Source organism: Pseudomonas sp. GD03858, from assembly GCF_029840925.1.
Classification (GTDB): Bacteria; Pseudomonadota; Gammaproteobacteria; order Pseudomonadales; family Pseudomonadaceae; genus Aquipseudomonas.
On record NZ_JAOCDM010000091.1, the window covers coordinates 1 to 23,953 of the forward strand.

The 23,953-nt window shown below is 66.5% G+C and carries 28 protein-coding genes; 14 read left to right on the forward strand and 14 right to left on the reverse strand.

Annotated features, from left to right (window positions below; all coding sequences use genetic code 11):
* Positions 1 to 145: 145 nt before the first annotated feature.
* Positions 146 to 1,135 carry an asparaginase gene (locus N5D48_RS19755; RefSeq protein ID WP_279887372.1) on the reverse strand — a complete coding sequence of 330 codons (990 nt, stop codon included), beginning with the start codon at positions 1,133 to 1,135 and terminating at the stop codon, positions 146 to 148.
* Between the two features lie 75 nt (positions 1,136 to 1,210).
* The gene (locus tag N5D48_RS19760) at positions 1,211 to 2,653 is read right to left on the reverse strand and encodes a sodium:alanine symporter family protein (protein WP_279887374.1); all 1,443 of its coding nucleotides are present in this window, start codon (positions 2,651 to 2,653) and stop codon (positions 1,211 to 1,213) included.
* Positions 2,654 to 2,834: 181 nt separating this feature from the next.
* Between N5D48_RS19760 and N5D48_RS19765 the strand changes: the two genes are divergently transcribed.
* Positions 2,835 to 3,647, forward strand: a complete 813-nt coding sequence (locus tag N5D48_RS19765) for a helix-turn-helix transcriptional regulator (RefSeq protein ID WP_279887412.1) — start codon at positions 2,835 to 2,837, stop codon at positions 3,645 to 3,647.
* Positions 3,648 to 3,794: 147 nt separating this feature from the next.
* Here N5D48_RS19765 and N5D48_RS19770 read toward each other — a convergent pair whose 3' ends face one another.
* Genes N5D48_RS19770 through N5D48_RS19780 form a run of 3 tightly spaced genes read right to left on the reverse strand, consistent with a single transcriptional unit; the run spans position 3,795 to position 6,510 of the window.
* Positions 3,795 to 4,634 carry an alpha/beta fold hydrolase gene (locus tag N5D48_RS19770; protein WP_279887376.1) on the reverse strand — a complete coding sequence of 280 codons (840 nt, stop codon included), beginning with the start codon at positions 4,632 to 4,634 and terminating at the stop codon, positions 3,795 to 3,797.
* Between the two features lie 9 nt (positions 4,635 to 4,643).
* Complete coding sequence (locus N5D48_RS19775) at positions 4,644 to 5,453, reverse strand: TSUP family transporter (protein ID WP_279887378.1); 810 nt, start codon at positions 5,451 to 5,453, stop codon at positions 4,644 to 4,646.
* 16 nt (positions 5,454 to 5,469) lie between these two features.
* Positions 5,470 to 6,510, reverse strand: a complete 1,041-nt coding sequence (locus tag N5D48_RS19780) for a TauD/TfdA family dioxygenase (protein ID WP_279887379.1) — start codon at positions 6,508 to 6,510, stop codon at positions 5,470 to 5,472.
* Positions 6,511 to 6,780: 270 nt separating this feature from the next.
* Here N5D48_RS19780 and N5D48_RS19785 point away from each other — a divergent pair, with 270 nt between their 5' ends.
* Together N5D48_RS19785 and N5D48_RS19790 are read left to right on the forward strand one after the other, a co-directional pair.
* Positions 6,781 to 7,665, forward strand: a complete 885-nt coding sequence (locus N5D48_RS19785; protein WP_279887381.1) for a sugar nucleotide-binding protein — start codon at positions 6,781 to 6,783, stop codon at positions 7,663 to 7,665.
* A complete protein-coding gene (locus tag N5D48_RS19790) occupies positions 7,658 to 8,590 on the forward strand; it encodes an NAD-dependent epimerase/dehydratase family protein (RefSeq protein WP_279887383.1) in 933 nt (310 codons plus the stop codon). The genes N5D48_RS19785 and N5D48_RS19790 overlap by 8 nt, the downstream gene beginning before the upstream one ends.
* A gap of 209 nt (positions 8,591 to 8,799) precedes the next feature.
* On the opposite strand, the gene N5D48_RS19795 is transcribed toward N5D48_RS19790, so the two are convergent.
* Positions 8,800 to 9,240: a helix-turn-helix domain-containing protein gene (locus N5D48_RS19795; RefSeq protein WP_279887385.1), complete on the reverse strand. Its 441-nt coding sequence runs from the start codon at positions 9,238 to 9,240 to the stop codon at positions 8,800 to 8,802.
* A 102-nt stretch (positions 9,241 to 9,342) separates the two neighbouring features.
* On the opposite strand from N5D48_RS19795, the gene N5D48_RS19800 reads away from it, so the two are divergent.
* Complete coding sequence (locus N5D48_RS19800) at positions 9,343 to 10,554, forward strand: MFS transporter (protein WP_279887388.1); 1,212 nt, start codon at positions 9,343 to 9,345, stop codon at positions 10,552 to 10,554.
* On the opposite strand, the gene N5D48_RS19805 is transcribed toward N5D48_RS19800, so the two are convergent.
* From N5D48_RS19805 to N5D48_RS19825, 5 genes are all read right to left on the reverse strand, one after another.
* Positions 10,542 to 11,225 (reverse strand): OmpW family outer membrane protein, encoded by a 684-nt coding sequence (locus N5D48_RS19805; protein ID WP_279887390.1) that lies wholly within the window; start codon positions 11,223 to 11,225, stop codon positions 10,542 to 10,544. The genes N5D48_RS19800 and N5D48_RS19805 overlap by 13 nt on opposite strands.
* Before the next feature lie 109 nt (positions 11,226 to 11,334).
* Complete coding sequence (locus N5D48_RS19810; RefSeq protein WP_279887392.1) at positions 11,335 to 11,955, reverse strand: DUF3299 domain-containing protein; 621 nt, start codon at positions 11,953 to 11,955, stop codon at positions 11,335 to 11,337.
* 9 nt (positions 11,956 to 11,964) lie between these two features.
* Positions 11,965 to 13,230: an ABC transporter permease gene (locus tag N5D48_RS19815; RefSeq protein WP_279887394.1), complete on the reverse strand. Its 1,266-nt coding sequence runs from the start codon at positions 13,228 to 13,230 to the stop codon at positions 11,965 to 11,967.
* Positions 13,230 to 13,940, reverse strand: coding sequence for an ABC transporter ATP-binding protein (locus tag N5D48_RS19820; protein ID WP_279887396.1), 711 nt, complete (start codon positions 13,938 to 13,940; stop codon positions 13,230 to 13,232). The genes N5D48_RS19815 and N5D48_RS19820 overlap by 1 nt, the downstream gene beginning before the upstream one ends.
* The gene (locus tag N5D48_RS19825; protein ID WP_279887398.1) at positions 13,941 to 14,516 is read right to left on the reverse strand and encodes a DUF2796 domain-containing protein; all 576 of its coding nucleotides are present in this window, start codon (positions 14,514 to 14,516) and stop codon (positions 13,941 to 13,943) included.
* 134 nt (positions 14,517 to 14,650) lie between these two features.
* On the opposite strand from N5D48_RS19825, the gene N5D48_RS19830 reads away from it, so the two are divergent.
* Positions 14,651 to 14,995, forward strand: a complete 345-nt coding sequence (locus tag N5D48_RS19830) for a hypothetical protein (RefSeq protein ID WP_279887400.1) — start codon at positions 14,651 to 14,653, stop codon at positions 14,993 to 14,995.
* A gap of 90 nt (positions 14,996 to 15,085) precedes the next feature.
* On the opposite strand, the gene trxA is transcribed toward N5D48_RS19830, so the two are convergent.
* Genes trxA through N5D48_RS19845 form a run of 3 tightly spaced genes read right to left on the reverse strand, consistent with a single transcriptional unit; the run spans position 15,086 to position 17,117 of the window.
* Positions 15,086 to 15,973, reverse strand: coding sequence for a thioredoxin (gene trxA / locus N5D48_RS19835; RefSeq protein ID WP_279887401.1), 888 nt, complete (start codon positions 15,971 to 15,973; stop codon positions 15,086 to 15,088).
* 31 nt (positions 15,974 to 16,004) lie between these two features.
* Entirely contained in the window at positions 16,005 to 16,664 is a 660-nt protein-coding gene (locus N5D48_RS19840) for a 50S ribosomal protein L11 methyltransferase (RefSeq protein ID WP_279887402.1), read from the reverse strand.
* Positions 16,665 to 17,117 (reverse strand): YbaY family lipoprotein, encoded by a 453-nt coding sequence (locus N5D48_RS19845; RefSeq protein WP_279887403.1) that lies wholly within the window; start codon positions 17,115 to 17,117, stop codon positions 16,665 to 16,667. It lies immediately after the preceding gene.
* Positions 17,118 to 17,222: 105 nt separating this feature from the next.
* Between N5D48_RS19845 and nrdR the strand changes: the two genes are divergently transcribed.
* The 9 genes from nrdR to N5D48_RS19890 all read left to right on the forward strand — a co-directional run bounded on the left by nrdR (position 17,223) and on the right by N5D48_RS19890 (position 23,935).
* Positions 17,223 to 17,687, forward strand: coding sequence for a transcriptional regulator NrdR (nrdR, locus tag N5D48_RS19850; protein ID WP_009685710.1), 465 nt, complete (start codon positions 17,223 to 17,225; stop codon positions 17,685 to 17,687).
* 2 nt (positions 17,688 to 17,689) lie between these two features.
* On the forward strand, positions 17,690 to 18,817 hold the full coding sequence (gene ribD, locus N5D48_RS19855; RefSeq protein ID WP_279887405.1) for a bifunctional diaminohydroxyphosphoribosylaminopyrimidine deaminase/5-amino-6-(5-phosphoribosylamino)uracil reductase RibD: 1,128 nt from the start codon (positions 17,690 to 17,692) through the stop codon (positions 18,815 to 18,817).
* Positions 18,818 to 18,859: 42 nt separating this feature from the next.
* On the forward strand, positions 18,860 to 19,525 hold the full coding sequence (locus N5D48_RS19860; protein WP_279887406.1) for a riboflavin synthase: 666 nt from the start codon (positions 18,860 to 18,862) through the stop codon (positions 19,523 to 19,525).
* Between the two features lie 18 nt (positions 19,526 to 19,543).
* Positions 19,544 to 20,635 carry a bifunctional 3,4-dihydroxy-2-butanone-4-phosphate synthase/GTP cyclohydrolase II gene (gene ribBA / locus N5D48_RS19865; protein ID WP_279887407.1) on the forward strand — a complete coding sequence of 364 codons (1,092 nt, stop codon included), beginning with the start codon at positions 19,544 to 19,546 and terminating at the stop codon, positions 20,633 to 20,635.
* 91 nt (positions 20,636 to 20,726) lie between these two features.
* The gene (gene ribE / locus N5D48_RS19870; protein WP_003255395.1) at positions 20,727 to 21,203 is read left to right on the forward strand and encodes a 6,7-dimethyl-8-ribityllumazine synthase; all 477 of its coding nucleotides are present in this window, start codon (positions 20,727 to 20,729) and stop codon (positions 21,201 to 21,203) included.
* Entirely contained in the window at positions 21,200 to 21,700 is a 501-nt protein-coding gene (nusB, locus tag N5D48_RS19875) for a transcription antitermination factor NusB (RefSeq protein WP_028690278.1), read from the forward strand. The genes ribE and nusB overlap by 4 nt, the downstream gene beginning before the upstream one ends.
* Before the next feature lie 18 nt (positions 21,701 to 21,718).
* Entirely contained in the window at positions 21,719 to 22,675 is a 957-nt protein-coding gene (thiL, locus tag N5D48_RS19880) for a thiamine-phosphate kinase (RefSeq protein ID WP_279887409.1), read from the forward strand.
* Positions 22,672 to 23,175: a phosphatidylglycerophosphatase A gene (locus tag N5D48_RS19885; RefSeq protein WP_023632630.1), complete on the forward strand. Its 504-nt coding sequence runs from the start codon at positions 22,672 to 22,674 to the stop codon at positions 23,173 to 23,175. The genes thiL and N5D48_RS19885 overlap by 4 nt, the downstream gene beginning before the upstream one ends.
* 16 nt (positions 23,176 to 23,191) lie before the next feature.
* On the forward strand, positions 23,192 to 23,935 hold the full coding sequence (locus N5D48_RS19890) for a transporter substrate-binding domain-containing protein (protein ID WP_279887410.1): 744 nt from the start codon (positions 23,192 to 23,194) through the stop codon (positions 23,933 to 23,935).
* Positions 23,936 to 23,953 lie beyond the last annotated feature (18 nt).

Consider the following 23,953-nt stretch of genomic DNA (forward strand, 5'->3'; position numbering starts at 1 on the left):
CGTTCGGCCTCCTGAAGTCGCGAAGGTACGGGCGGCGCCTGGGCTGGCGCAGCTGACGCTAGCGGGCAGTGGGGCTAGACTTCTGATCGCCAAAACCAAAGCCAAAGCAAAGCCGGTTCGTGTGTCGCTCTGAAGGCCACCGCGCCTAAGCGCGCTCACCACATAAGTCCAGGGCGAACCAGTGCTCCGCCGCTTGGACATCCAACCCCGCCCCGAGCAGCGCGAACAGCTTGCCCAGCGCCGCTTCGCGGGTCATGCCCCCACCGCTGACCAGCCCGGTATCACGCAGGCGGCTGCCAGCGGCATAGGTGTCGAACACCACCGACCCTTCCGGACACTGGCTGATGGCGACGATCATCACGCCACCCTGGCGGGCGTCATGCAGCACGTCGAGCAGCGCCTGGTCGTCGGACGGCCCGGTGCCGCTACCGTAGCACTCCAGCACCAACCCCTGGATGCCACTGTCGAACAGACCACGCAGATGCTCCGCGGCCAGCCCCGGGAACACCGGCATGACCGCCAGCTTCACCGGTTGGCGCGGCTGACGGTAATCCAGGCGGGTCGGCAGCTCCCGCGCACGCTCGCCTTCACGATGGCGCGGCAGCACGGTGAAGGCGTCGAACGCCTCGCTGCGCAGCTTCGAGGCACGGCAGCCGTGCAGCAGCTGACCGTGGAAGTACAGCTGCACGCCGTCCTCCAGGCCGCTTTCGAACAAGCCCAGGGCGCCGACGAGGTTGGCCCAGGCATCGCTGTCCGGCGCGCCGGCCGGCAGCATGGAGCCGGTCAGCAACACCGGCGCCGGCAAACCGAGCAGCAGGAACGACAGGGCCGCGGCGCTGTAGGCCAGGGTGTCGGTGCCATGCAGCACCAGCACGCCATCGTGGCCGTCGCGCTCGACCGCCTCGACGATGGCGTCGCGCATCGCCAGCCAGTTGCCCTGCTGCATGTTGGCGCTATCGATCAGAGGGTTCAGCTCACGCAGCGACCACTGCACCCCCGGCGCATCGCCGCAGGCGGCGAAATGCTCGCGCATGCGCGCTTCGAAGCCGCCGGCGGGTGCCAGGCCTTCGGCGGTCTGCAGCATGCCGATGGTGCCACCGGTATAGAGGACGAGAAGATTCTTGACTGCACGCATGGAGACATTCCGTAGCGATGTAGCGAAAGAAGAGGCAGCCGCCCACGGACGGGGCGGCTGGGGCAGGGGAGGATATCAGCGCTGCAGCTGCGCCTGGGCGTCGGCTTTGTCAGTGGCTGTTTCAGCCGGCGAAATGGCCGGCCAGGCGGCACGGTCCAGGTCCAGGTCGGCGAACTTGCTGGCGTCGAACACTGGCTGCTTGATGCCAGCCTTGCGCTGCTCGTCGTAGTCGCGCATCACCCGCAGGCCGACCTTGAACAGCAGGGCCAGGGCGATCAGGTTGACGAAGGCCAGGCAGGTCATGGTGATGTCGGCGAAGGCGAACACGGTCGACAGGTTCTGTACCGAACCCCAGATCACCAGCGCCAGTACCAGGCCACGGAAGATCATCAGCACCACGCGGTTGCGGCTGAGGAACTGCAGGCTGTTCTCGCCCAGGTAGTAGTTGTAGAGGATGCAAGTGAACACGAACAGCGACAGCGCCACGCTGACGAACAGGCGACCCCAGTCACCGACCACGGCGGCCAGCGAGTTCTGGGTCAGGACGATGCCGTCACCTTCGAAGCCCGGAGTGTAGAAGCCCGACAGCAGGATCAGCAGCGCGGTGCAGGTGCAGATCACGAAGGTGTCGAGGAACACGCTGAAGGCCTGGACCACGCCCTGGGCGCCCGGGTGCTTCACAGCGGCGACGGCGGCGACGTTCGGTGCGCTGCCCAGACCTGCTTCGTTGGCGAACACGCCACGCTTCACGCCCATGACGATGGCGCTGCCGAGCAGGCCGCCAAACGCAGGATCAAGGCCGAAGGCGCTCTTGAAGATGGTTTCCAGCATCGCTGGCACGTGTTCGATCTGGGTGCCGATCACGTACAGGGTCACGCCGATGTAGGCCAGGGTCTTGACCGGCACCAGCAGGTCGGACACCGCGGCGATACGCTTGATGCCACCGATGAAGGTGATGGCCAGCAGCACCGCGAGCACGATGCCGGTACGGCTAGGCTCGAAGCCGAAGGCGTTCTGCAGCGAGTGGGTCACGGTGTACGACTGCACGCCGATGAAGGCGAAGCCGTAGGTGACCAGCAGCAGGATCGAGAACACGATCGCCATGCTTCTCAGCTTCAGGCCGTGCAGGATGTAGTACGCCGGGCCGCCGCGATACAGGCCGTCGCCATCGGCGCGCTTGTAGACCTGGGCCAGGGTGCATTCGAAGAAGCTGCTGGCCATGCCGACCAGGGCGGTGACCCACATCCAGAACACGGCGCCCGGGCCGCCGAGGGTCACGGCGATACCGACACCGGCGATGTTACCGGCGCCGACGCGACCGGCCAGGCTCAGCATCAGGGCCTGGAACGAGCTCAGTTGGCCTGCCTGGCCGCGAAGGGATTCCTTGAAGACACCGAACATGTGGCCGAAGTGGCGGAACTGGACGAACCGCGAGCGGATGGTGAAATAACCGCCGAGTCCGACGATCAGCACGATGAGCAGTTTCCCCGAAAGGAAATCGTTGAGTGCTTCGAGCATTGAAAAATGACCTCGATTCTTATTCTTCGCGTGGAAAGACCAGCGGGCGGCAGGCGCACCGCGATTCATTGGGGGCGCATGGTTGGCCATGACAACTGTGGTTACAATTTCGCGGGTTGCTCCGTTTTGGTGCGACTTGATGCTAGACTTGCGCCACTCGCATCACCTGGACCCGCGCATCATGGGCGATCATTTCGCTGTCAACCTCAAATTGGCCTGCAGCCACTACCGCTCTATCTCGGAGGTTTGCCGGCAGCTGTCGATCAACCGCGGGCAATTCAACAAGTACCTGAGCGGCCAGAGCCGCCCGACGGCCTACAACCTCAAGCGCATCGGCGACTTCTTTGGTGTCGAGGATTACGAGCTGGGCTTGCCGCCCGAACAGTTCGCCCGGTTGATCGGCGCGCGCAGCCAGGAACCGCGTTTCGGCAATCAGGACGACCCGATCAGCGAACTGTTCAAGCCACTGCATAAAGAAGCCGGCAACCTGTCGCGCTATTGCGGTTACTACTTCGAATACGCCAACTGCATGTCGGTGCCGGGCTCGATCCTGGTGTCGCTGGTGCATCTGTGGGAGGAACGTGGCAGCTTTCTGTTCGAGCGCCAGGAACGCCAGGAGCGCAGCAGTGGCCTCGACCAGCATGCCGAGGTGCGTTGCCGTTATCTGGGCGCGGCGTTCCAGTTGCAGGACAGGATGTTCCTGATCGACTACGAATCGCTGACCTTCAACGAGATGAGCCAGACCATTCTCATCCCCAGCTTCAAGAGCCGCATCAGCCGGCTCAACGGCCTCAAGACCGGGGTTTCCAGCGGTGACCGGCGCAACCCGGCCTGCACCCGGGTAGTCTGGGAGTACCTGGGCGAGGAGATCAACCGCATCAATGCCTATCGCCAGATCAAGCTGTACCGCCCGGACGATCCACGCATCGATGACGACATCCGCGACCGGCTGAGCGCCGGGATGATCAGCAACGGCCTGTTCGAGATCGAGTGAGCGCCGTCACCACCGGGCATGACGCAGCCCCTGTGGGAGCGGGCTTGCCCGCGAACACCGGCGAAGCCGGTGCCATGCACCGCGCTGCTTGCTGCGCCGCGGCGCGGCGATCCGCTAAACCCGCCCCACAGGGACAGGCCCAAGCGGTCAATCGAGAATGAACGCCGCCACGCTCTCGGCCACCTGGTCCGCCACCTGCGGCCTGTCGCGCAGGTGCGCGGCGATGCCATGGTCGCAATCGGTCAGCATCAGGCACTCCACATGGCGGGCCGGCACTGAACGCAGCAGCGTGTGGGTGACCTCTTCGGGAATCGGGCTGTAACGCTCCACCCCCGCCAGGTTTCGCGTGCCCGCCGAGGTGCCGGGGCCCTGGCCGTGGACCTTGGAGTTGAGCCCGTCGTACTCGCCGACCACCAGCAGCACCCGCCCCTGGAACTGGCGCAGGAAGGCATAGCTGTCGCAGTCGAGAAAGGCAAAAGGCTTGCGGATCGCTTCGCTGAACGCCGGACCGAACGGCGCGGCATGGGCCGCATCGGGGTAGACCGCCGGGCAGATCAGCACCAGCTTGCGCACCTGGGATCGCTGGGCCGCCAGCTTGAGGGCGAGGGCGCCGCCCAGGCTATGGCCGATCACGGTGTCGCTGCGGCTGTCGAGGTGCTGGTGAAAACGCAGGGCTTCCTGCAGGTTGCTGGCCAGCGAGGCGTCCTTTGCCCCCGGTTCGCTTGCCCGGCTGTGCCCGGACAGGTTGCCGGTCAGCGAGCCGATGCCCCGCTGTTGCAGGCGGTAAAGCAGCGGATTGAGCCGAGTGAAATCCGACCGGGCGCCGCCGACGACGAACACCGGTGCCGAGCGCTCGGTATGCGCCAGCAGCAGACGGGCCTGCTGGCGATAACCGTCGAAGCGTTCTTCGATGAATCGCTCCGGACCGGGCGCGGGTTCGTCGTATTGCCAGAGGGCGCGTGGTGCAACGCTCGGCTCGAGGTCCATCTCCTGCTCCTATGAGAATTGAGTGTTCAGCCATTCGACGATGGGGTTGCCGGGTGTGCTCAACAGCTTGAGCGCCATGACGCAGCAGACGCAGACTACCAGCGGCCTGATCAGGCGTGTGCCGAAACGCACGGCACAGCGCGCGCCCAGCTGGGCACCGACGATCGCCGCGGCGGCCATCGCCAGGGCCAGTGGCCAGATGATCGCCCCGCCCAGCGCGAACACCGACAGCGCCCCCAGGTTGCAGGCAGCATTCAGTAGCTTGCTGCTGCATACCGCGCGCATCAAGTGTTGGCCAAGCAGAAGCACGCAGGCAAGCATGAAGAACGAACCGACGCCTGGGCCGAACACACCGTCGTAGAAGCCGATCAGCGGTGCGACGCCCAGGCAGAACAGGCTGAGGGACACTTTCGCTTGCCGTTGCTGCTCCTGAAGTTTCGGGCTGAACGCGAACCAGGCCGCCACGAGTATCAGCAACACCGGCACGCAGGCCTGGAGCAGGGCCTGCGGCACCAGGCTCACCGACAGCGCGCCCAGCGCGCCACCGATGAACGCCATGAACGCCATGGGCAGGCCGCTGTGCCAATCGATCATGCCCTTGCGGGCAAAGGCGACGGTTGCGGAAACCGTCGCCGAGGCGGCCTGGAACTTGTTGCTGGCGATGGCCGTCAGCGGATCGATACCGGCGATGAACAACATGGGCAGGGTGAGCAGGCCGCCACCTCCGGCAATCGCGTCGAAGAAGCCGGCCAGCAACGCCACCGCCGCGAGCAGCAGCAGAAGTTCCAGATCAAGGGCTTGGGGCAAGGTTTCGAGCACGGTCGAACACTCCTGGTCAGCCGCGAACGAGCAGCGGGTCGTCGCTGATCACCAGCGGGCGGGCGAAGGGTGAGTAGGCGAACAGACGTACCAGCAGGCGGCGGTTGTCCTGGACGGAGTCGCGACCGTGCAGGGCCCGGCAGTTGTTGATCAGCAAGGCGTTGCCGGGCTCCAGCACGAACGGCAGGGGCGGGGTCGAGCCCAGCAGGTTCTGGAAGGCATCGAACGCGCGCGCGGCAGCCTCGCTGGCGCCGTCGTTGAGTGAAAAACGGTAGGCGTTGTAGCGCATGCTGAAGCCGCCGTTGGGGTCGAACTGCAGCATCGAGGTGGCCTTGCCAGCCGATCCCTGGCCTTGCACGAAGCATTCGCTGCGGCTGAAGTCGAACGATGGCGATGTCAGCGCCAGGGCGTGCAGGGTTCCCAGCTGCTCGATGATCGGCGGCAGCGGAAAAATCCGGGTCGGCTCCCTTGCCGGGTTCCAGCGGGCCGTCAGGATCAGCGCGCTGGGGGCGGGCGAGTGGCCGTGTCGGCTTTTTACCGAACAGTTATAGGGCGCTTCGGTGTGCGGGCCGAGGTTGAGGCCTGAGTGGGAGCTGAGCTCCACCGCCGCCTGGCGGTTTTCGCCGGGACGCGGGGTGCTGCCGCCGCCCTTGAAGTTGGCGACCAGGCGCACGAGCTTGCCGTCATTGTCGATATCGAAGGCGAACGCACGATAGTGGGCCAGTTCCAGCAACAGCTGGTTGCGCGAGGCGAGGTAGCGGCAGTCGGCGTCCTGCTCGAGCTCCGCCAGGACGGGCAGCTGTTCGGGCGGCGTATCGTCCGGCGCGTGCATCTGCGAGAACAGCAGCGCCGAGAGGTTGCCCTGGGCGAACCGCCGCAGCACCGCTTGCTGGCCGGGCGTCAGGCTGGCCGTGAGCCGTTCGGCGTGGGCGCGGGCCTGGCGAGCCGCGCCCTGGGCCTGAGGACCGCCCAATTCGGCGAGGGCCTGGCTGGCAACGGCCAGCGCCTGGGCTTGGGAGGGGGTGAATTGCACGCAAGCGACTTCCGGGTCGTTCATCTGACTCTATCCTTGTCATTGGGTTGTCCTGGCAAGCCCAGTCCGAGACCTCGGGTCATGGGCAAGGCGGCAATTGGACCTATCGCGAGGGCAAACCGAAAGTCAGACTATTCCTTGTCTTTGATCAGTCATTTCCTAGTTGCTAGGGTGGTGGGATCTGGCGCCTATCTGCGCAAAAAGCGCCCGTGCCTGGCCCAGGTTGGACTTCCCCCTGCGGAAACAGCAAAATGGCTCCTTTCCTCCATCGATCTGACCGGACCTGTTGACTCTATGCGTATGCGCCTGATGCTGTTGGGTGGTGGCAATGCCCTCGGGCAAGCGTTGATTCGCCTCGGGGCCGAGGAAGACATCGCCTTCCTGGCGCCGCGCCCTCCGGAGCACGGTTGGGACCCGGCCAGCCTGACCCTGCTGCTCGACGAGCAGCGCCCCGACGTGGTGGTCAACCTGGCCTACTACTTCGACTGGTTCCAGGCCGAGTCCGTCAGCGAACAGCGTCTGGCCCTGCAGGAGCGCGCGGTGGAGCGGCTCGCCGAGCTGTGCCAGCACCACGAGATCATCCTCGTGCAGCCTTCCAGCTACCGTGTGTTCGACGGCTCGCGCGCCACGGCCTACAGCGAGAAGGACGAACCCGTGCCGCTCGGGCTGCGTGGCCAGGCCCTCTGGCGTATCGAGCAGAGCGTGCGCGCCACCTGCCCGCATCATGTGCTGCTGCGCTTCGGCTGGTTGCTCGACGAGAGCGTCGATGGCGCGCTCGGGCGCTTCCTGACCCGCGCCGAGCACCCCCAGGAACTGCTGCTGGCCGATGACCGGCGTGGCAACCCGACGCCGGTGGACGACGCCGCCCGGGTCATCCTCTCGGTGCTCAAGCAGCTCGACTGCAAGGCGCCGCTGTGGGGCACCTATCATTACGCCGGCAACGAGGCCACCACGCCGCTGGCGCTGGGCCAGGCGATCCTCGCCGAAGCCACGCAATGGCGGCAGCTGGCCGTGCAGGCGCCGACCGCCCAGGCCCACGCCGCGCGCCCGGACGCCAGCGAAGAGCCGCAGCACGCGGTGCTGGCCTGCAAGAAGATCCTTCACACCTTCGGCATCAAACCGCGCGCCTGGCGCGCCGGCTTGCCGCCCCTACTGGACCGTTTCTACCGACATGGCTGACGCCCCCATCCTGATCACCGGCGGTGCCGGCTTCATTGGCTCGCACCTGTGCGACGCGTTGCTGGAGAAAGGCTACGCGGTGCGTATCCTCGATGACTTGTCCACGGGCAAGCGCGAGAACCTGCAGCTCGGCCATCCGCGCCTGGAACTGCTCGAAGGCGATGTCGCCGACGCCGCCCTGGTCGCGCGTGCCGCCGCGGGTTGCCAGGCGGTGGTGCACCTGGCCGCGGTGGCCTCGGTGCAGGCCTCGGTGGAAGATCCGGTGAAGACCCACCAGAGCAATTTCATCGGCACGCTCAATGTCTGCGAAGCGATGCGCCTCAATGGCATCCGTCGCGTGCTGTTCGCCTCCAGCGCGGCGGTGTACGGCAACAATGGCGAAGGCCAGTCGATCGCCGAGGACACGCCCAAGGCGCCGTTGACGCCCTATGCGGTGGACAAGCTGGCCAGCGAACAGTACCTGGACTTCTACCGTCGCCAGCATGGCCTGGAGCCGGTGGTGTTCCGCTTCTTCAACATCTTCGGGCCGCGTCAGGATCCCTCCTCGCCGTATTCAGGGGTGATCAGCATCTTCTGCGAACGCGCTACCCGGGGTACGCCGATCACCGTGTTCGGCGACGGTGAGCAGACCCGCGATTTCCTGTATGTCGGCGACCTGGTGCAGGTGATGGTGCAGGCACTCGAGCAGCCGGTGGTGGAAGAAGGCGCGGTGAATATCGGCCTGAACCAGGCGACTTCGCTGAATCAGTTGCTCAAGGCACTGGAGCAGGTGGTGGGCGGTTTGCCGGCAGTCAGCTACGGCCAGGCCCGCTCGGGGGATATCCGCCATTCGCGGGCGGACAATTCGCGCTTGCTGACGCGTTTCACGTTCCCTGAGCCGACGCCGTTCGTCGAGGGGCTGGCGCGGTTGCTCGGCAAGGCTTGAGTTCACTTCGCGGGTCAAGCCCGCTCCCACAGGAGTTGCGCGAGGCTTGGGATCAGTGCGGTCCCTGTGGGAGCGGCTTTAGCCGCGAACACCGGCGTAGCCGGTGCCAAGTACCGCGTCGCTTGCTTCGCGGGTGAACCCGCTCCCACAGGCGTTGCGCAAGGCTTGGGATTAGTGCGGTCCCTGTGGGGGCTTGCCCCGCGATGACGTCACGCATGCCGGACCACCCGCCGTCGGCAATCCTCCGGCCCCACCGCTCGCCCATCCCGGGCCCGCACCTGCAGCGTCTCCAGAGCCTGGCCGCGATCATCGACCAGCTGCGAGCGTGATTCCCCCGCCGTGAACAGGTAACGCTCCCCCCACTGGCGCAAGCCGATCACGATCGGAAATACCGAGCGCCCCTTTTCGCTCAGCACATATTCCTTGTACGCACTGCCATCCGAGGCCGGCTGCTGCACGAGCAGCTCAGCCTCCACCAGCAGCTTCAGGCGCGCGGCGAGGATGTTCTTCGCCAGCCCCAGGTTGCGCTGGAATTCACTGAAACGGCACAGGCCATCGAAGGCATCGCGCAGGATCATCAGCGCCCAGCGGTCGCCCAGCACTTGCAGTGCGCGGGCCACGGGGCATTGCTGGTTGTTTTCGTCGAGCATGGCGCGTTCCCTGGAGAAAGTTTGGTTGCAGATTAAAACCACCTTTGCTAGAAAGCCAATCTTGTGGTTTTAAAAAGAAACCAGTTTGTCGAGGATCAGCCCATGCCGCCGCTCACCCGTGGATTGACGCTGTTGTTGGCCGCCGCCTGTGCCCTGGCCGTGGCCACGGTCTATCTTGCCCAGCCGCTGCTGGAGTCGATGGCGACCAGCCTGGGGGTGGGCAGCGCTCGCACGGGCCTGGTGGTGGGAATGACCCAGGCCGGGTATGCCCTGGGGCTGCTGCTGATCGTGCCGCTGGGCGACCTGGTCGATCGCAGGCGCCTGATCCTCGGCCAGTTGCTGGCGTCGGCGGGTGCCTTGCTCGCGGTGGCGCTGGCCGTGGACTGGGCCATGCTCCTGGCGGCGCTGACCATGGTCGGACTGGCCGCGGTGGTGGTGCAGGTGATGGTGGCGCATGCCGCTACCCTGGCCACGCCCGCGCAGCAGGGACAGGCGGTGGGCACGGTCACCAGTGGCGTGGTACTGGGGATACTGCTGGCGCGGCTGGTGTCGGGCATGGTGGCCGACCGGTTTGGCTGGCATGGCGTGTATTTCGGCGCGTCAGGGCTTGCACTACTGATGGCGGCACTGCTCGCCTGGCGGCTGCCGTCCGCCAGCCTGCAGGGTGAGCGGCCTACCTACCGGGCATTGCTGGGGTCGGTGGTGCGCCTGTACCGGCATGACCGGTTGCTGCGTCGGCATGGGGTGTTCGCGCTGCTGATCTTCGCCGCATTCAGCGTGCTGTGGAGCGCGATGGTACTGCCGCTGAGCGCCGCACCGCTGTCGCTCGATCACACCCAGATCGGCTTGTTCGGCCTGGCCGGCATGGCAGGCGCGCTGGCGGCTTCACGTGCCGGTCGCCTGGTCGATCGCGGGCATGGTCGGGCCGTCGTCGGCTGGGCGCTGGGCTTGCTGACGCTGTCCTGGTGGCCGAGCGCGTACCTCGAACAGTCACTGCCGGCGCTGGTGCTCGGCGTGCTGATGCTCGACCTGGCCGTGCAGGCGGTGCATGTGACCAATCAGAGTCTGCTGCTGGCGGGGCGCAGCGAAATGGCGAGCCGGCTGATCGGCGCCTACATGTGTTGCTATTCGCTGGGCAGCGGCCTGGGGGCGGTGGCAGCGACCTGGGTCTACGCGCGGTGGGGCTGGGGCGCGGTGTGCGGGTTGGGGGCGGGGATCAGTGCGCTGGCCTGGGGGTGCTGGGGCCATCTGTGGCGGCAAGCGAGCAAGCCCGCTCCAGGCGGAGCGGGCTTGCCGCAGGATCAGAACTTGTAGCCCAGGCCGACCATGTAGACCCACGGGTCGACGTCCACGTCGACCTTGGTCTTGCCGACGCCCAGGGCGCTCGGGCCGTTGATGCTGGCCTTGGTGTCGATGTCGACGTACCAGACCGCGGCGTTGAACAGCAGGTTGTCGGTGATCATGTAGTCCATGCCCAGCTGGCCGGCGATGCCGACCGAGTCCTGCAGTTTCATGTTGCTGAAGCCTTGCGCCTTGCGATTGCTGCTCAGGTCTTCATCGAAGAACAGGGTGTAGTTGATACCCACGCCAGCGTACGGCTGGAACTTCGAGGACGGCTCCATCGGGTAGTACTGCAGCGACAGGGTCGGCGGCAGCTGCTTGATGTCCGCCAGCTTGCCGTCCAGGCCTGGGCCGAGGCCCTTCACGCCCACGGTGTGCTTGAACGGCGTGGCGGCCAGCAACTCGATGCCGATGTGGTCGGTGAGCATGTAGGCGAAGGCCAGGCCCAGCTGGGTGTCGCTGTCCAGAGTCGCCTTGGTGCCCGAAGCCTTGACGCCGTCGAGCTTGATGTCGCCGCTGTTTTCGTTCGGCGCGGTGGTGATGGCGCCAGAGCGAATGATGAAATCGCCTGCCTGGTGGGCGTGGGCAACAGGGGCTGCGAGCGCCAACGCGACGAGCGAGGCACTGAGCAAGGACTTGTTCATGGAAGCTCCCAAAGGACGTGAGTAATCGAGTAGTCCAATGGTACGAAGCCGACTAAACAGAAAGTTTGACCCAGCTCAACGAAGCCGCGTCATCGGGCGGGCGCGGTGCTCATTTCAGCTCGTAGGCGTAGATTTTCTCGGCCTCCATCTGGTAGCCCGCGTCGGCCAGTTCGCTGCTGCTGGCCTTGACCCGCATCGTGCCTTCGATCCAGTAAGGCTGGTAGAGGTCCTCGATGCGCACGCCCATCTCGCTGAAGATATGCACGATCTGGTTCGACGGCGGTGGCGGCACATGGATGCAGGCGCCGTAGTAGGGCACCAGGAGGAATTCGGTGGTACGCCCCTCGTCGCTGACTTCCAGCGGCACGATGTAGCCGGGGATCTTCACCGCCTGGCCATCCAGGGCCTTGACCACCGGGGCGTTGGGCGCCTGCTGGCGGGCGGCGGGCGCGGCCTCGGCGGCCAGCGCGTTGCCGATCTGTGACAGGTCGTGCAGCGGCGTCAGTTGCGGCGGGATGACCGGTGCGCCCTCGGGAATCAGGGCGGGCCAGTCCAGCTCGCGGGGATCGGCGGCCCAGAGGGGCAGCGAAAGTGCGACCAGGAGCGCGAGCAGGAGGTACTGAAGGACTGGTGTTACCTGCTTCGCGGGTAAACCCGCTCCCACAGGAGGCGAGGCGATCCCTGTGGGAGCGGGTTTACCCGCGAAGCAGGCGGCGAAGGCTAGGGTCATGTCTGTCTCTTAAAGATGAATCGACAAGCCATCGGCCAGCGACTGCCGATAGGCGCGCCAGGCCGGCACGCTGCCCATCAGCAGCGCCGCGCCGAGGATGATGGCCAGCAAGGTCCACTCGTGGGCGCTCGGCCAGGCCAGGGGCAGGTATAGCCCATAGTTGGCCTGTACGTAGCCCTGGGCCAGGGCGATGCCCGCATACAGCAGTCCCAGCCCGGCGGCGATCCCCGCCAGCGCCAGGGCCAGTGCCTCGAGCACCAGCAGCCCGGCGATATGCCAGGGCCTCGCGCCCACCGAGCGCAGGATGGCCATTTCCCGGCGGCGTTCGTTGAGGCTGGTGAGGATCGCCGTGAGCATGCCGATCAGGCCGGTGAGCACGACGAACAGCGACACCACGAACAGCGCCTGCTCGGCGGTGCCCATCAGGCTCCACAGCTCCTGCAGGGCCACGCCGGGCAGGATCGCCAGCAGCGGCTCGGCACGGTACTCGTTGATCTCGCGTTGCAGGCTGAAGGTGGCGATCTTGCTGTTGAGCCCGAGCATGAAGGCGGTGATGGCGCTGGGCTGCAGGTCCATGGTGCGCGCCTGCTCGGCGCTGATGCGCCCGGCGCCGCGGGCCGGCACGCCGTTGTGCCAGTCGATGTGGATCGCCTCCATGCCAGCCAGGCTGATGTGCAGGGTGCGGTCCACCGGGGTGCCGGTGCGCGCGAGCACGCCGACCACGGTGAACGGCTTGTCGTCGTGCTTGACCAGGCTGATGGCGGCTACACCATGGGCCAGCACCAGCTTTTCGCCGAGCTTGTAGTGCAGTGCCTCGGCCACTTCGGCGCCGAGCACCACCTCGAACGGGTCGTCGGCGAACGCCCGGCCCTGGCTGAGTTGCAGGTGCTGGCGGCGACCGAACTGGTAATGCGCGAAGTAGTCGGCGGTGGTGCCCATCACCCGGTAGCCACGGTGCGAGTCGCCCAGCGAGATAGGGATCGCCCACTTCACCCGAGGATCCTTGGCGTAGTGCTCGTAGCTGTCCCAGCGAATGTTGTTGGTGGCGTTGCCGATGCGGAACACCGAGTACAGCAGCAGGTTCACCGACCCCGAGCGCGCGCCGACGATCAGGTCGGTGCCGCTGATGGTGCTGGCGAAGCTGGCGCGAGCTTCGGTACGCACCCGCTCGACGGCCAGCAGCAGGCACACCGACAGGGCGATGGCGAAGGCGGTCAGGCACGCGGTGAAACGGCGGTTGGCCAGGCTGGCCAGGGCAAGGCGAAGCAGGTACATCAGGCCTCCCGGGGCTTGGCGGCGCGGTTGAGTTCGGCCAGGGACAGATGGCGATCGAACAGCGGCGCCAGACTCTGGTCATGGCTGACGAACAACAGGCTGGAGCCGGCGGCGCGGCACTCATCGAACAGCAGGCGAATGAAGGCTTCGCGGGTGTCGGCGTCGAGCGCCGAGGTCGGCTCGTCGGCGATCACCAGTTCGGGCTGGCCAATCAGCGCCCTGGCCGCGGCGACCCGCTGCTGCTGGCCGATCGACAGGCTGTCGGCGCGGCGCGCGAGCAGGTCGGGATCGCCCAGGCCCAGATGCTCGAGCAGCTGCGCGGCGGCCTGGTCGATGCTGCCATGGCGCTGGGCAGCGCGCTTGGCGCGGCTTTTCGAGAAACGACAGGGTAGCTCGACGTTTTCCCGCACCGACAGAAACGGCAGCAGGTTGAACTGCTGGAAGATGTAGCCGGTGTGGTCGACCCGGAAGCGGTCACGCGCGCCCTGGCCCAGGGTCGCCAGGTCCTGGCCGAGCAGCTGGACAGTGCCCTGGCCTGGCCGGTTGACCCCGCCCAGCAGGCCAAGCAGCGTGGTCTTGCCGCTGCCGCTCGGACCCTTGAGGAACAGGGCTTCGCCGGGCTCCAGGCGAAATGCCGGGATCTCCAGCAGCGGCGCCTGGCCGGGCCAGGCGAACACCAGGTCATGCAGTTCGATCAGCGCCTGGCTCATTCAGAACGCGACCACGGCCTTGCCGGGGGTGGCTTCCACGCCTTTCTGGCCGTTCGGGCCGATCAGCTGCACGTTGATCTTCTGGGTCTGCGGGAAGGTCTTGAACAGCGGGCCGAGGTCGATCTGAGTGAGTTTGCCTGGGGTGGCACAGCTCAGCTGGTAGCGCGCGTTGACGTCGGCATGCTGGTGGTCGTGGTCATGCTCGTCACCCTCTTCGTCGGCATGGGCGGTGTCGCCGAACAGCGGGCTTTCCAGTTCCTGGGCCTCTTCCTTGCAGCCGGCGGCCGGCGAGACACCGAACAGCTTCAGGGGCTGCTCGAGCTGCTGGCGGGCGGCGGCGACCTTGGCCTTGTCGGCATCGGTGCTGGCGGCGTGCTCGAAACCGACCAGGTTCATGGCCGGGCTGTCCAGCTCCAGCTCCAGGGTGTTGCCGTCTAGCACCGCGTTGAGCTTGGCCACGCCATGCTCGTGGGCGCCCAGGGTGCCATGGGCGTGATCATGATCATGGTCGCCGTGGGCATGGGCCACGGCCAGGGGCAGCAGGGCGAAGGGCAGGGCGAGCAACAGACGACGCATGGACGGCTCCACAGGCGGCTTGGAAAGATTTTGTGATGTTATAACAATTTTTCCTGGCATCGCCAGCCTGCCTGGCACAGGTTTCATCTTCATGGGAGCATGGCGGCATCGAGCCCTTGAGCGAGGAAGACAGCGTGAGAATTCGTGGACAGATCGGTGAGTGGCCGGTGGATTTGACCCTCGAGCTGGCGCCGGAGGAATGGGCGCAGTTGGGGCGACGGCTTGAGACGCCACTGCCTGTGGCAGTCACGCCGGTCAGTTCCAGTCCGGCACCGCGCCAGGACGATGGGCAGTGGAACGCGGCGCGCGAGGTGCTGCGCCAGGCGGGGCAGATGAGCGGGCCGGAGTTGCTGGAGCGCCTGGAGGGGCTGGCCGGGAGCGTGGCGGCGGGCAAGCGGCTGCTGGTGCGCTTGCGTCATAGCAGCGAGGTGAAGGTGGAGAGCGGCGTGGATGCGCCGGTGTATCGCTGGGTAGGCTGAGTTGCTTGTTCCTGCCTCTTCGCGGGTAAACCCGCTCCCAGAGGATTTGCACTGCAATGCCTGTGGGAGCGGGCTTGCCCGCGAAGGGGGTCAGAACATCGCGGCAGAGAGCTTGCGGCGGTACACGCTGACCAGCGGGTGATCGCTGCCCAGCAGTTCGAACACCTGCAACAGCGCCTTCTGCGGCAGGCCGTTCTCGTAGGCCCGGTTGCGCTGGAACAGCTTCAGCAACCCTTCCAGCGCGGCCTCGTACTGCTGGCGCGCCAGTTGCTGGATGCTCAACTGATAGGCCGCCTCGTCATCCTGCGGGTTCTGCGCCAGGCGGCTTTTCAGCTCGGCGGCTTCCGGCAGGCTGGCGGCCTGGCGCAGGAAGGTCAGTTGGGCCTTGGCGCCGGCCAGGGCGGCCTTGTGCTCGTCGGTCTTGACCGCATCGAGCACCACCTGGGCCTCGCCCAGCTCGCCACGCTCGGCCAGGCAGCGGGCATAGAGGATCAGCGCCTCGGCATTGCTGTTGTCTTCACCCAGCAGCACCTGCAACAGGGCCTCGGCTTCACTGAAACGGCTTTCGGCGAACAGCGCCTTGGCCTGCTCCAGCGGCGCGGCGGTGGGCGGCGCGGGCATCTGCACGTGGGGTTCGAGCATGGTGCGGATCGCCGATTCGGGCTGGGCGCCGGCAAAACCATCGACCGGCTGGCCGTCCTTGAACAGCACCACGGTCGGCAGGCTGCGGATGCCGAACTGGGCGACGACCTGCTGTTCGACGTCGCAGTTGACCTTGGCCAGCAACAGTTCGCCCTGGTAGCCCTCGGTGATCTTCGCCAGCAGCGGCATCAGCGCTTTGCACGGCGCGCACCACTCTGCCCAGAAGTCGACCAGCACCGGCTTGTGGAAGGAGTTCTCGATGACCAGTTGCTGGAAAGTGGCATCGGTGACATCGAAGATAAATGGCAGGCTTGTGTTAACAGGAGCTTGGCTCATCGCGACTCTCGCAAATCCGTGAATGCCTCCACTATAAGGGCTCGCGGCTGGCGTGGTACAGGCTGACCCGGCGGAATTCGTGCGGTTCGGCCAGATCCGGCAGGGTCAGCGCCTCGAGCACGCCGAGCGGGCGGTACAGGGGATGGCTGAAATCGCGCACCCGCGAATCGGCCACCAGGGCCTGGCGGCCACGACTGAGGAACTGGTCCAGCAGCGGCAGGTTGGCGCGGTCGTAGAGCACGTCGGCGACCAGGATCAGGTCGAAGCGGTCGGTCTCGGCGAAGAAGTCGCTGCTGAAGTTCAGCGTCACCCCGTTCAGCGCGGCATTGGCGCGACAGGCATCCAGGGCCAGCGGGTCGAGGTCGCAGGCCACCACCTCCAGCGCGCCGGCCCGGGCGGCGGCGATCCCGGCGATGCCGGAGCCGGCGCCGAAGTCCAGCACACGCTTGCCGCGCACCCATTCGGGGTGCTCGGCCAGGTAGCGTGCCATGGCCAGGCCGCTGGCCCAGCAGAAGCTCCAGTAGGGCGGCTCTTCGAGGATGCGTCGGGTTTCCTCGCTGGTGAATTCGCGATCCATGTTCTGCTCGTCGATCAACCACAGCCTGAGCGCGCACCCGGGCAGCTCGCAGGTCACCAGGCGCGCTTCGCCGATCAGCTTGCCGAGGGCTTGCTGCAAGGCCTGCGGCGCCACTTATGGGGCCTTTTCGAAGCGCAGCGGGCCGGTGGCCTGGGTTTGCGCCTGGGCGATGCGCACGGGGGGCAGGTGCATGATCAGTTGACCGGAGCGGCTGGCGCGGCCACGCAGTTCGACGCGCGCGCCAGCGGGAAATGCCTCGGGGTTGAAGCGCAGGCGGTAGGGCAGGGCCTGGCCGGTGCCGGTGAGGGTGCTGCTGGCCAGCAGCTGTTGCGGGCGACCGCGTTCGTCGATGACCAGCAGGGCCAGCTCCACGTCGGCGCCTGCCGGGATTTCCAGCAGCGAGCCGCTCAGCTCGCGCTGGTAGGCGGGCAACGGCCCCAGCGGTTCGGTTTTCTTCGCCACTCTCGCCGGCGCGGGGGCGGGGGCCTGTTCCGGCTTTGGCCGGTCGCTGCCGCAGGCGGCGAGCAGGGCGGCGCAGCACAGCACGACGAGTGCTCGATGATGCATGGAAGAGTCCTTCACGGGCAGATTTGCATGGATGGTAACCCCTTTGGCTTGTCTTGCCAGTGCAATGCGCTACCATGGCCCTCCCTTTTTTTGTTGCCTGCCACCATGCACTGTCCGTTTTGCGGTGCCAACGACACCAAGGTCATCGACTCGCGTCTGGTCGCCGAGGGCGAACAGGTGCGCCGCCGGCGCGAATGCGTCGCCTGCGGCGAGCGTTTCACCACCTTCGAAACCGCCGAACTGGTCCTGCCCCGGCTGATCAAGCAGGACGGCACGCGCCAGCCGTTCGACGAAGACAAACTGCGCGCCGGCATGCAGCGCGCGCTGGAGAAGCGTCCGGTCAGCGTCGAGCGCCTGGAAGCGGCGCTGGCGCATATCAAGAGCCGCCTGCGCGCCACCGGCGAGCGTGAGGTGAAGTCGCTGGTGGTCGGTGAAATGGTGATGGCCGAGCTGCGCAAGCTCGACGAAGTGGCCTACATCCGTTTCGCCTCGGTCTACCGGCGTTTCCAGGACCTCGACGAATTCCGCGAAGAAATCGACCGCCTGGCCCGCGAGCCAGCCAAAGAGTAAGCATGTCCAGCCAAGCCATTCTCGACGCCCACTACATGGCCCGGGCCGTGGAACTGGCCCGCAAGGGCCTGTACAGCACCCACCCCAACCCCCGCGTGGGCTGCGTGATCGTGCGCGACGGCGAGGTGGTCGGCGAAGGCTGGCATGTGCGCGCCGGCGAGCCGCACGCCGAGGTCCATGCCCTGCGCCAGGCCGGCGAGCGTGCCCGTGGCGCCTGTGCCTATGTCACCCTCGAACCCTGCAGCCACCATGGTCGTACCCCGCCGTGCGCCGAAGCGCTGGTGAACGCCGGTGTGGCGCGGGTGGTGGCGGCAATGCAGGACCCCAATCCGCAAGTGGCCGGCAATGGCCTGCGGCGGCTGCGCGAGGCCGGCATCGAAGTCGCCAGCGGCGTGCTAGAGGCCGAGGCCCGCGCGCTCAACCCGGGCTTCCTCAAGCGCATGGAGCAGGGCCTGCCGTTCGTGCGCGCCAAGCTGGCCATGAGCCTGGACGGTCGCACCGCCATGGCCAGCGGCGAGAGCCAGTGGATCACCGGCCCTGCGGCGCGTGCCGCGGTGCAGCGCCTGCGCGCCCGTTCCAGCGTGGTACTGACCAGCGCCGAGAGCGTGCTGTTCGACCAGGCTCGCATGACCGTGCGCGGCGAAGAACTCGGCCTGGATGACACCCTCACCGCCCTGGCCCTGTCGCGTCCACCGTTGCGCGTGCTGGTCGACGGGCGCCTGCGTCTGCCGCTGGACGCGCCGTTCTTCCAGGCCGGTCCGGCGCTGGTGGTGACTGCCGTGGGCGAGGACCCGCGCTATGCGGCCGCCGGCCATGAACTGATCAACCTGCCCGGCAGCGAGGGGCGCGTCGATCTGCCGGCACTGCTGCGCACCCTGGCCGGGCGCGGGGTCAACGAAATCCTGCTGGAGGCCGGCGCCGGCCTGGTCGGCGCATTCGCCCGCCAAGGCCTGGTCGACGAATACCAGTTGTTCGTCGCCGGCACCTTCCTCGGCTCTGAAGCCCGCCCGCTGCTGGACTGGCCGCTGGCGAAGATGAGCGAAGCGCCGCGACTGAAAATCATCGAAATGCGCGCGGTTGGCGATGACTGGCGAGTCACCGCCGTTCCCCTGCCGGCCAGCGGCGTATAATGCCTGGCCTGCCTCGCGCAGTCCGTACCTGAGGAGAACCGCATGTTCACCGGCATCATCGAATCCATCGGCACCATCCGCAGCCTCGCTCCCAAGGGCGGCGACGTGCGCGTCTACGTCGAAACCGGCAAGCTCGACCTGGGCGACGTCAAGCTCGGCGACAGCATCGCGGTCAACGGCGTGTGCCTGACCGCCGTCGAGCTGCCCGGCGATGGCTTCTGGGCCGACGTCAGCGTCGAGACCCTCAAGCGTACCGCCATGGTCGACCTCAAGAGCGGCAGCCGGGTCAACCTGGAAAAGGCCCTGACCCCCACCACCCGCCTGGGCGGCCACCTGGTCAGCGGCCACGTCGATGGTGTCGGCGAGATCGTCTCGCGCGCCGATAACGCGCGTGCCATCCAGTTCCGCGTGCGCGCTCCGAAAGAGCTGGCCAAGTACATCGCCCACAAGGGCTCGATCACCGTCGATGGCACCAGCCTGACGGTCAACGAAGTCGATGGCGCCGAGTTCGAGCTGACCATCGTTCCGCACACCCTGTCCGAAACCATCATGGCCGACTACCGTCCCGGGCGTCGGGTGAACCTCGAAGTCGACCTGCTGGCCCGTTACCTGGAGCGTCTGCTGCTGGGCGACAAGGCCGCCGAGCCGAGCAAAGGCAGTGGCATCACCGAAAGCTTCCTGGCCGCCAACGGCTTCTTGAAATCCTGATTGAGAAGGGGGTGCCGCGTGGCGCTCAACAGCATCGAAGAATTGGTCGAAGACATCCGCCAGGGCAAAATGGTCATCCTCATGGATGACGAAGACCGCGAGAACGAAGGCGACATCATCATGGCAGCCGAGTGCTGCCTGCCCGAGCACATCAACTTCATGGCCAAGCACGCCCGTGGCCTGATCTGCATGCCGATGACCCGCGAGCGCTGCGAAACGCTCAAGTTGCCGCTGATGGCGCCGCGCAATGGCTCGGGCTTCGGCACCAAGTTCACCGTGTCGATCGAGGCCGCCGAAGGCGTCACCACCGGCATCTCCGCCGCCGACCGCGCCCGCACCGTGCAGGCCGCCGCGGCCAAGGACGCCAAGGCCGAGGACATCGTCAGCCCCGGCCACATCTTCCCGCTGATGGCCCAGCCAGGCGGCACCCTGGCCCGCGCCGGCCATACCGAAGCTGCCTGTGACCTGGCGCGCATGGCCGGTTTCGAGCCCAGCGGGGTGATCTGCGAAGTGATGAACGACGACGGCACCATGTCGCGTCGCGCCGAACTGGAAGTGTTCGCCGCCGAGCACAACCTCAAGATCGGCACCATCGCCGACCTGATCCACTACCGCATGATCCACGAGCGCACCGTGCAGCGCGTCTCCGAGCAGCCGCTGGACAGCGAGCTGGGCCAGTTCAACCTGGTCACCTACCGCGACGCGGTGGAAGGCGACGTGCACATGGCCCTGACCCTGGGCAAGATCTGCGCCGAAGAGCCGACCCTGGTGCGCGTGCACAACATGGACCCGCTGCGTGACCTGCTGATGGTCAAGCAGCCGGGCCGCTGGAGCCTGCGCGCCGCCATGGCTGCGGTGGCCGAGGCCGGCAGCGGCGTGGTGCTGTTGCTGGGCCACCCGCTGGACGGCGACGTGCTGCTGGCGCACATCCGCGAGAGCGCGGGCGATGCGCAGCCCAAGGCACCGACCACCTACAGCACCGTCGGTGCCGGTTCGCAGATCCTGCGCGACCTCGGTGTGCGCAAGATGCGCCTGATGAGTTCGCCGATGAAGTTCAATGCGATATCCGGATTCGATCTGGAAGTTGTAGAATACGTGCCCTCCGAGTGACTTGAGGCGGTCTGATCGCCCTCCCGCTCGAGTCCAAACCCTCCCGAGGCCGCCACAGCGCGGCCTCGCTCTTGAAGATGAGAACATCGGAATGACCCTGAAGACCATCGAAGGTACCTTCATCGCCCCCAAAGGTCGCTATGCTTTGGTGGTTGGCCGCTTCAACAGCTTCGTCGTCGAAAGCCTGGTAAGCGGTGCAGTCGATGCCCTGGTACGCCACGGCGTCAGCGAAAGCGACATCACCATCATCCGTGCCCCGGGCGCGTTCGAAATCCCGCTGGTGGCCCAGAAAGTCGCCCAGCAGGGCGCCTATGACGCGATCATCGCCCTGGGCGCGGTGATCCGTGGCGGTACCCCGCACTTCGAATACGTGGCGGGTGAGTGCACCAAGGGCCTGGCCCAGGTGTCCATGGAGTTCGGTGTTCCGGTGGCCTTCGGCGTCCTGACCGTCGACTCCATCGAGCAAGCCATCGAGCGTTCCGGCACCAAGGCTGGCAACAAAGGTGCCGAAGCTGCCCTGTCGGCCCTGGAAATGGTCAGTCTGCTGGCGCAGTTGGAGGCCAAGTGATTAGCGACGAAAGCGATCGTTTCAACCCGCGCGATCCAAAACCTGCGGATGCCGGCAAGCCCTCGAAGAGCGCCAAGCGTCGCGAAGCCCGCAAGCTCGCCACGCAAGCGCTCTACCAGTGGCACATGGCCAAGCACTCGCTGAACGAAGTGGAAGCGCAGTTCCGGGTCGATAACGATTTCTCCGATGTCGACGGCGCCTACTTCCGCGAGATCCTGCACGGGGTCCCGGCGAAGAAGGTCGAGATCGACGAGGCGCTCAAGCCTTGCCTGGACACGCCGCTGGAAGAACTCGACCCGGTCGAGCTGGCCGTGCTGCGCCTGTCCACCTGGGAGTTCATGATGCGCGTCGACGTGCCGTACCGCGTCGTCATCAACGAAGGCGTGGAACTGGCCAAAGTCTTCGGCGCCACTGACGGCCACAAGTTCGTCAACGGCGTGCTGGACAAGCTGGCTCCGCGTCTGCGTGAGGCGGAAGTCAAGGCGAACAAGCGCTGATCGCGGCGCTGACCAGCCATGGGTGAGTTTGAGCTGATCCGTCACTACTTCGCCGCCGCGCCTTGTGCGCAGGGCGGCGAGGGTGTGGCCCTGGGGATCGGCGACGACTGCGCCCTGCTCGACCTGCCCGCCGGCGAGCAGCTGGCGATCTCCACCGACACGCTCGTGGCCGGTGTGCATTTCCCCACCACCTGCGACCCGCTGCTGCTGGGTCAGCGCTCGCTCGCCGTGGCGGCCAGCGACCTGGCGGCCATGGGCGCCACGCCCATCGGCTTCACCCTCGCCCTGACCCTGCCCGAGTTCGCCCCGGACTGGCTCGAAGCCTACGCCGATGGCCTCGGCCGCATGGCTCACCGTTGCCGCATGAGCTTGATCGGCGGCGACACCACCCGTGGGCCGCTGAGCATCACCGTGACCGTGTTCGGCCGGGTACCCGCGGGCCAGGCCCTGCGCCGCAGCGGCGCGCAGCCGGGCGACCTGCTGTGTGTCGGTGGTTGCCTGGGCAATGCGGCGGGGGCCTTGCCGTTGGTGCTGGGCGAGCGCGAGGCGGCTGCCGATGTGGCCGGTCCGTTGCTGGAGCACTACTGGTCGCCGCTGCCGCAGCTGGTGCTGGGCGAGCGCCTGCGCGGCCTGGCCACGGCGGCACTGGATATCTCCGACGGCCTGCTGGCCGATTGTGGGCATATCGCCAAGGCATCCGGCGTCGCCCTCGAGGTGAACCTGGAGCAGGTGCCAGTGTCAGCTGCTTTGCAGGCGCTGCTCGGCGACGAGGCGGCCCGCTGGGCGGCACTGACCGGCGGCGACGACTACGTGCTGGCGTTCACCGTGCCGCAGGCGGCGCTTTGCAGCCTGCCGGACACGGCGCATGTCATCGGCCATGTGCGCGAAGGGCAGGGTGTGACCTTGCTCGATGCCCAAGGCCAGGACATCACCCCCGTGCAGCGGGGCTATCAACATTTTAGGGAGACACCGTGACCGACCACCCCAACCAGGTGCCTGCGGAGTTCGTTCCGCCTTCGGTCTGGCGCAACCCGTGGCACTTCATCGCCTTCGGCTTCGGCTCCGGCACCCTGCCCAAGGCGCCGGGCACCTGGGGTTCGCTGGTGGCGCTGCCGTTCATCCCGCTGTGGCAGATGCTGCCCGACTGGGGTTACTGGCTGCTGCTGGGCATCAGCATGCTGTTCGGCGTGTGGCTGTGCGGCAAGGTGGCGAACGACTTGCGCGTGCACGATCATGAAGGCATCGTCTGGGACGAGATCGTCGGCATGTGGATCACCCTGTGGCTGGTGCCGGAAGGCTGGCAGTGGCTGTTGGCGGGGTTCTTGATGTTCCGTTTCTTCGACATCCTCAAGCCGTGGCCGATCCGCTGGGTCGACCGCCATGTGCATGGCGGCTTCGGGATCATGCTCGACGATATCCTGGCCGGCGTGTTCGCCTGGCTGGGCATGCAGGTTCTGGTGTGGGCGGTGGCCTGATACAAGGAGCGTTGCGATGGGCCTGAGGACTGTGTTGCTGGCATTGGTGCTGTTTGTCGCAGGCCCGGGCGTGGTGGCCCAGGAGACGCCGACGCAGGTGCGGCTGGTTAGCGAGCAGTGGATCGACTATACCAACGCCGACGGCACCGGGCTGGCCTGGGACGTATTGCGCAAGGTGTTCGAGCCAGCCGGGGTCAAGGTCGTGGTACAGAGCGCGCCCTACAGCCGTGCGGTGGGGCTGGTCAAACGTGGCGAGGCGGACGCCTGGGTGGGGTCGTACAAGGAAGAGAACGACGACAACCTCTATCCGCGCTGGCATTTCGACCTGGACCACATCTATGCCCTGGGCCTGGCCGGCAAGCCGGTGCCCACGCTGGACACCATCGGCCAGTACCGCCTGGCCTGGGTACGTGGCTACGACTATGCCAGCTACCTGCCCAATGTCCGCAACTCCCGCGAGATCCAGCGCCGCGAAGGTATCCTGCCGATGCTCGAGCACGACCGGGTCGACTTTTATATCGATGCGCTCACCGAGGTCGACTATGTGCTTGGCCAGGCGCCCGATCCCACGCGATTTCGCCGCAGCCATGTCGCCGAACTGCCGTTGTACCTCGCGTTCACTCGCAGCGAACAAGGCAAGGCCCTGCGCGATCTGTTCGATCGGCGCATGGAGCTGCTGGTGCGCAGCGGTGAGTTGAAGCCGATCTTCGAGCGTTGGAAGCAGCCGTATCCGTTCACGGTGGATAGCCAGCCGCATTGAGGCTTGTACCGCTGTTCT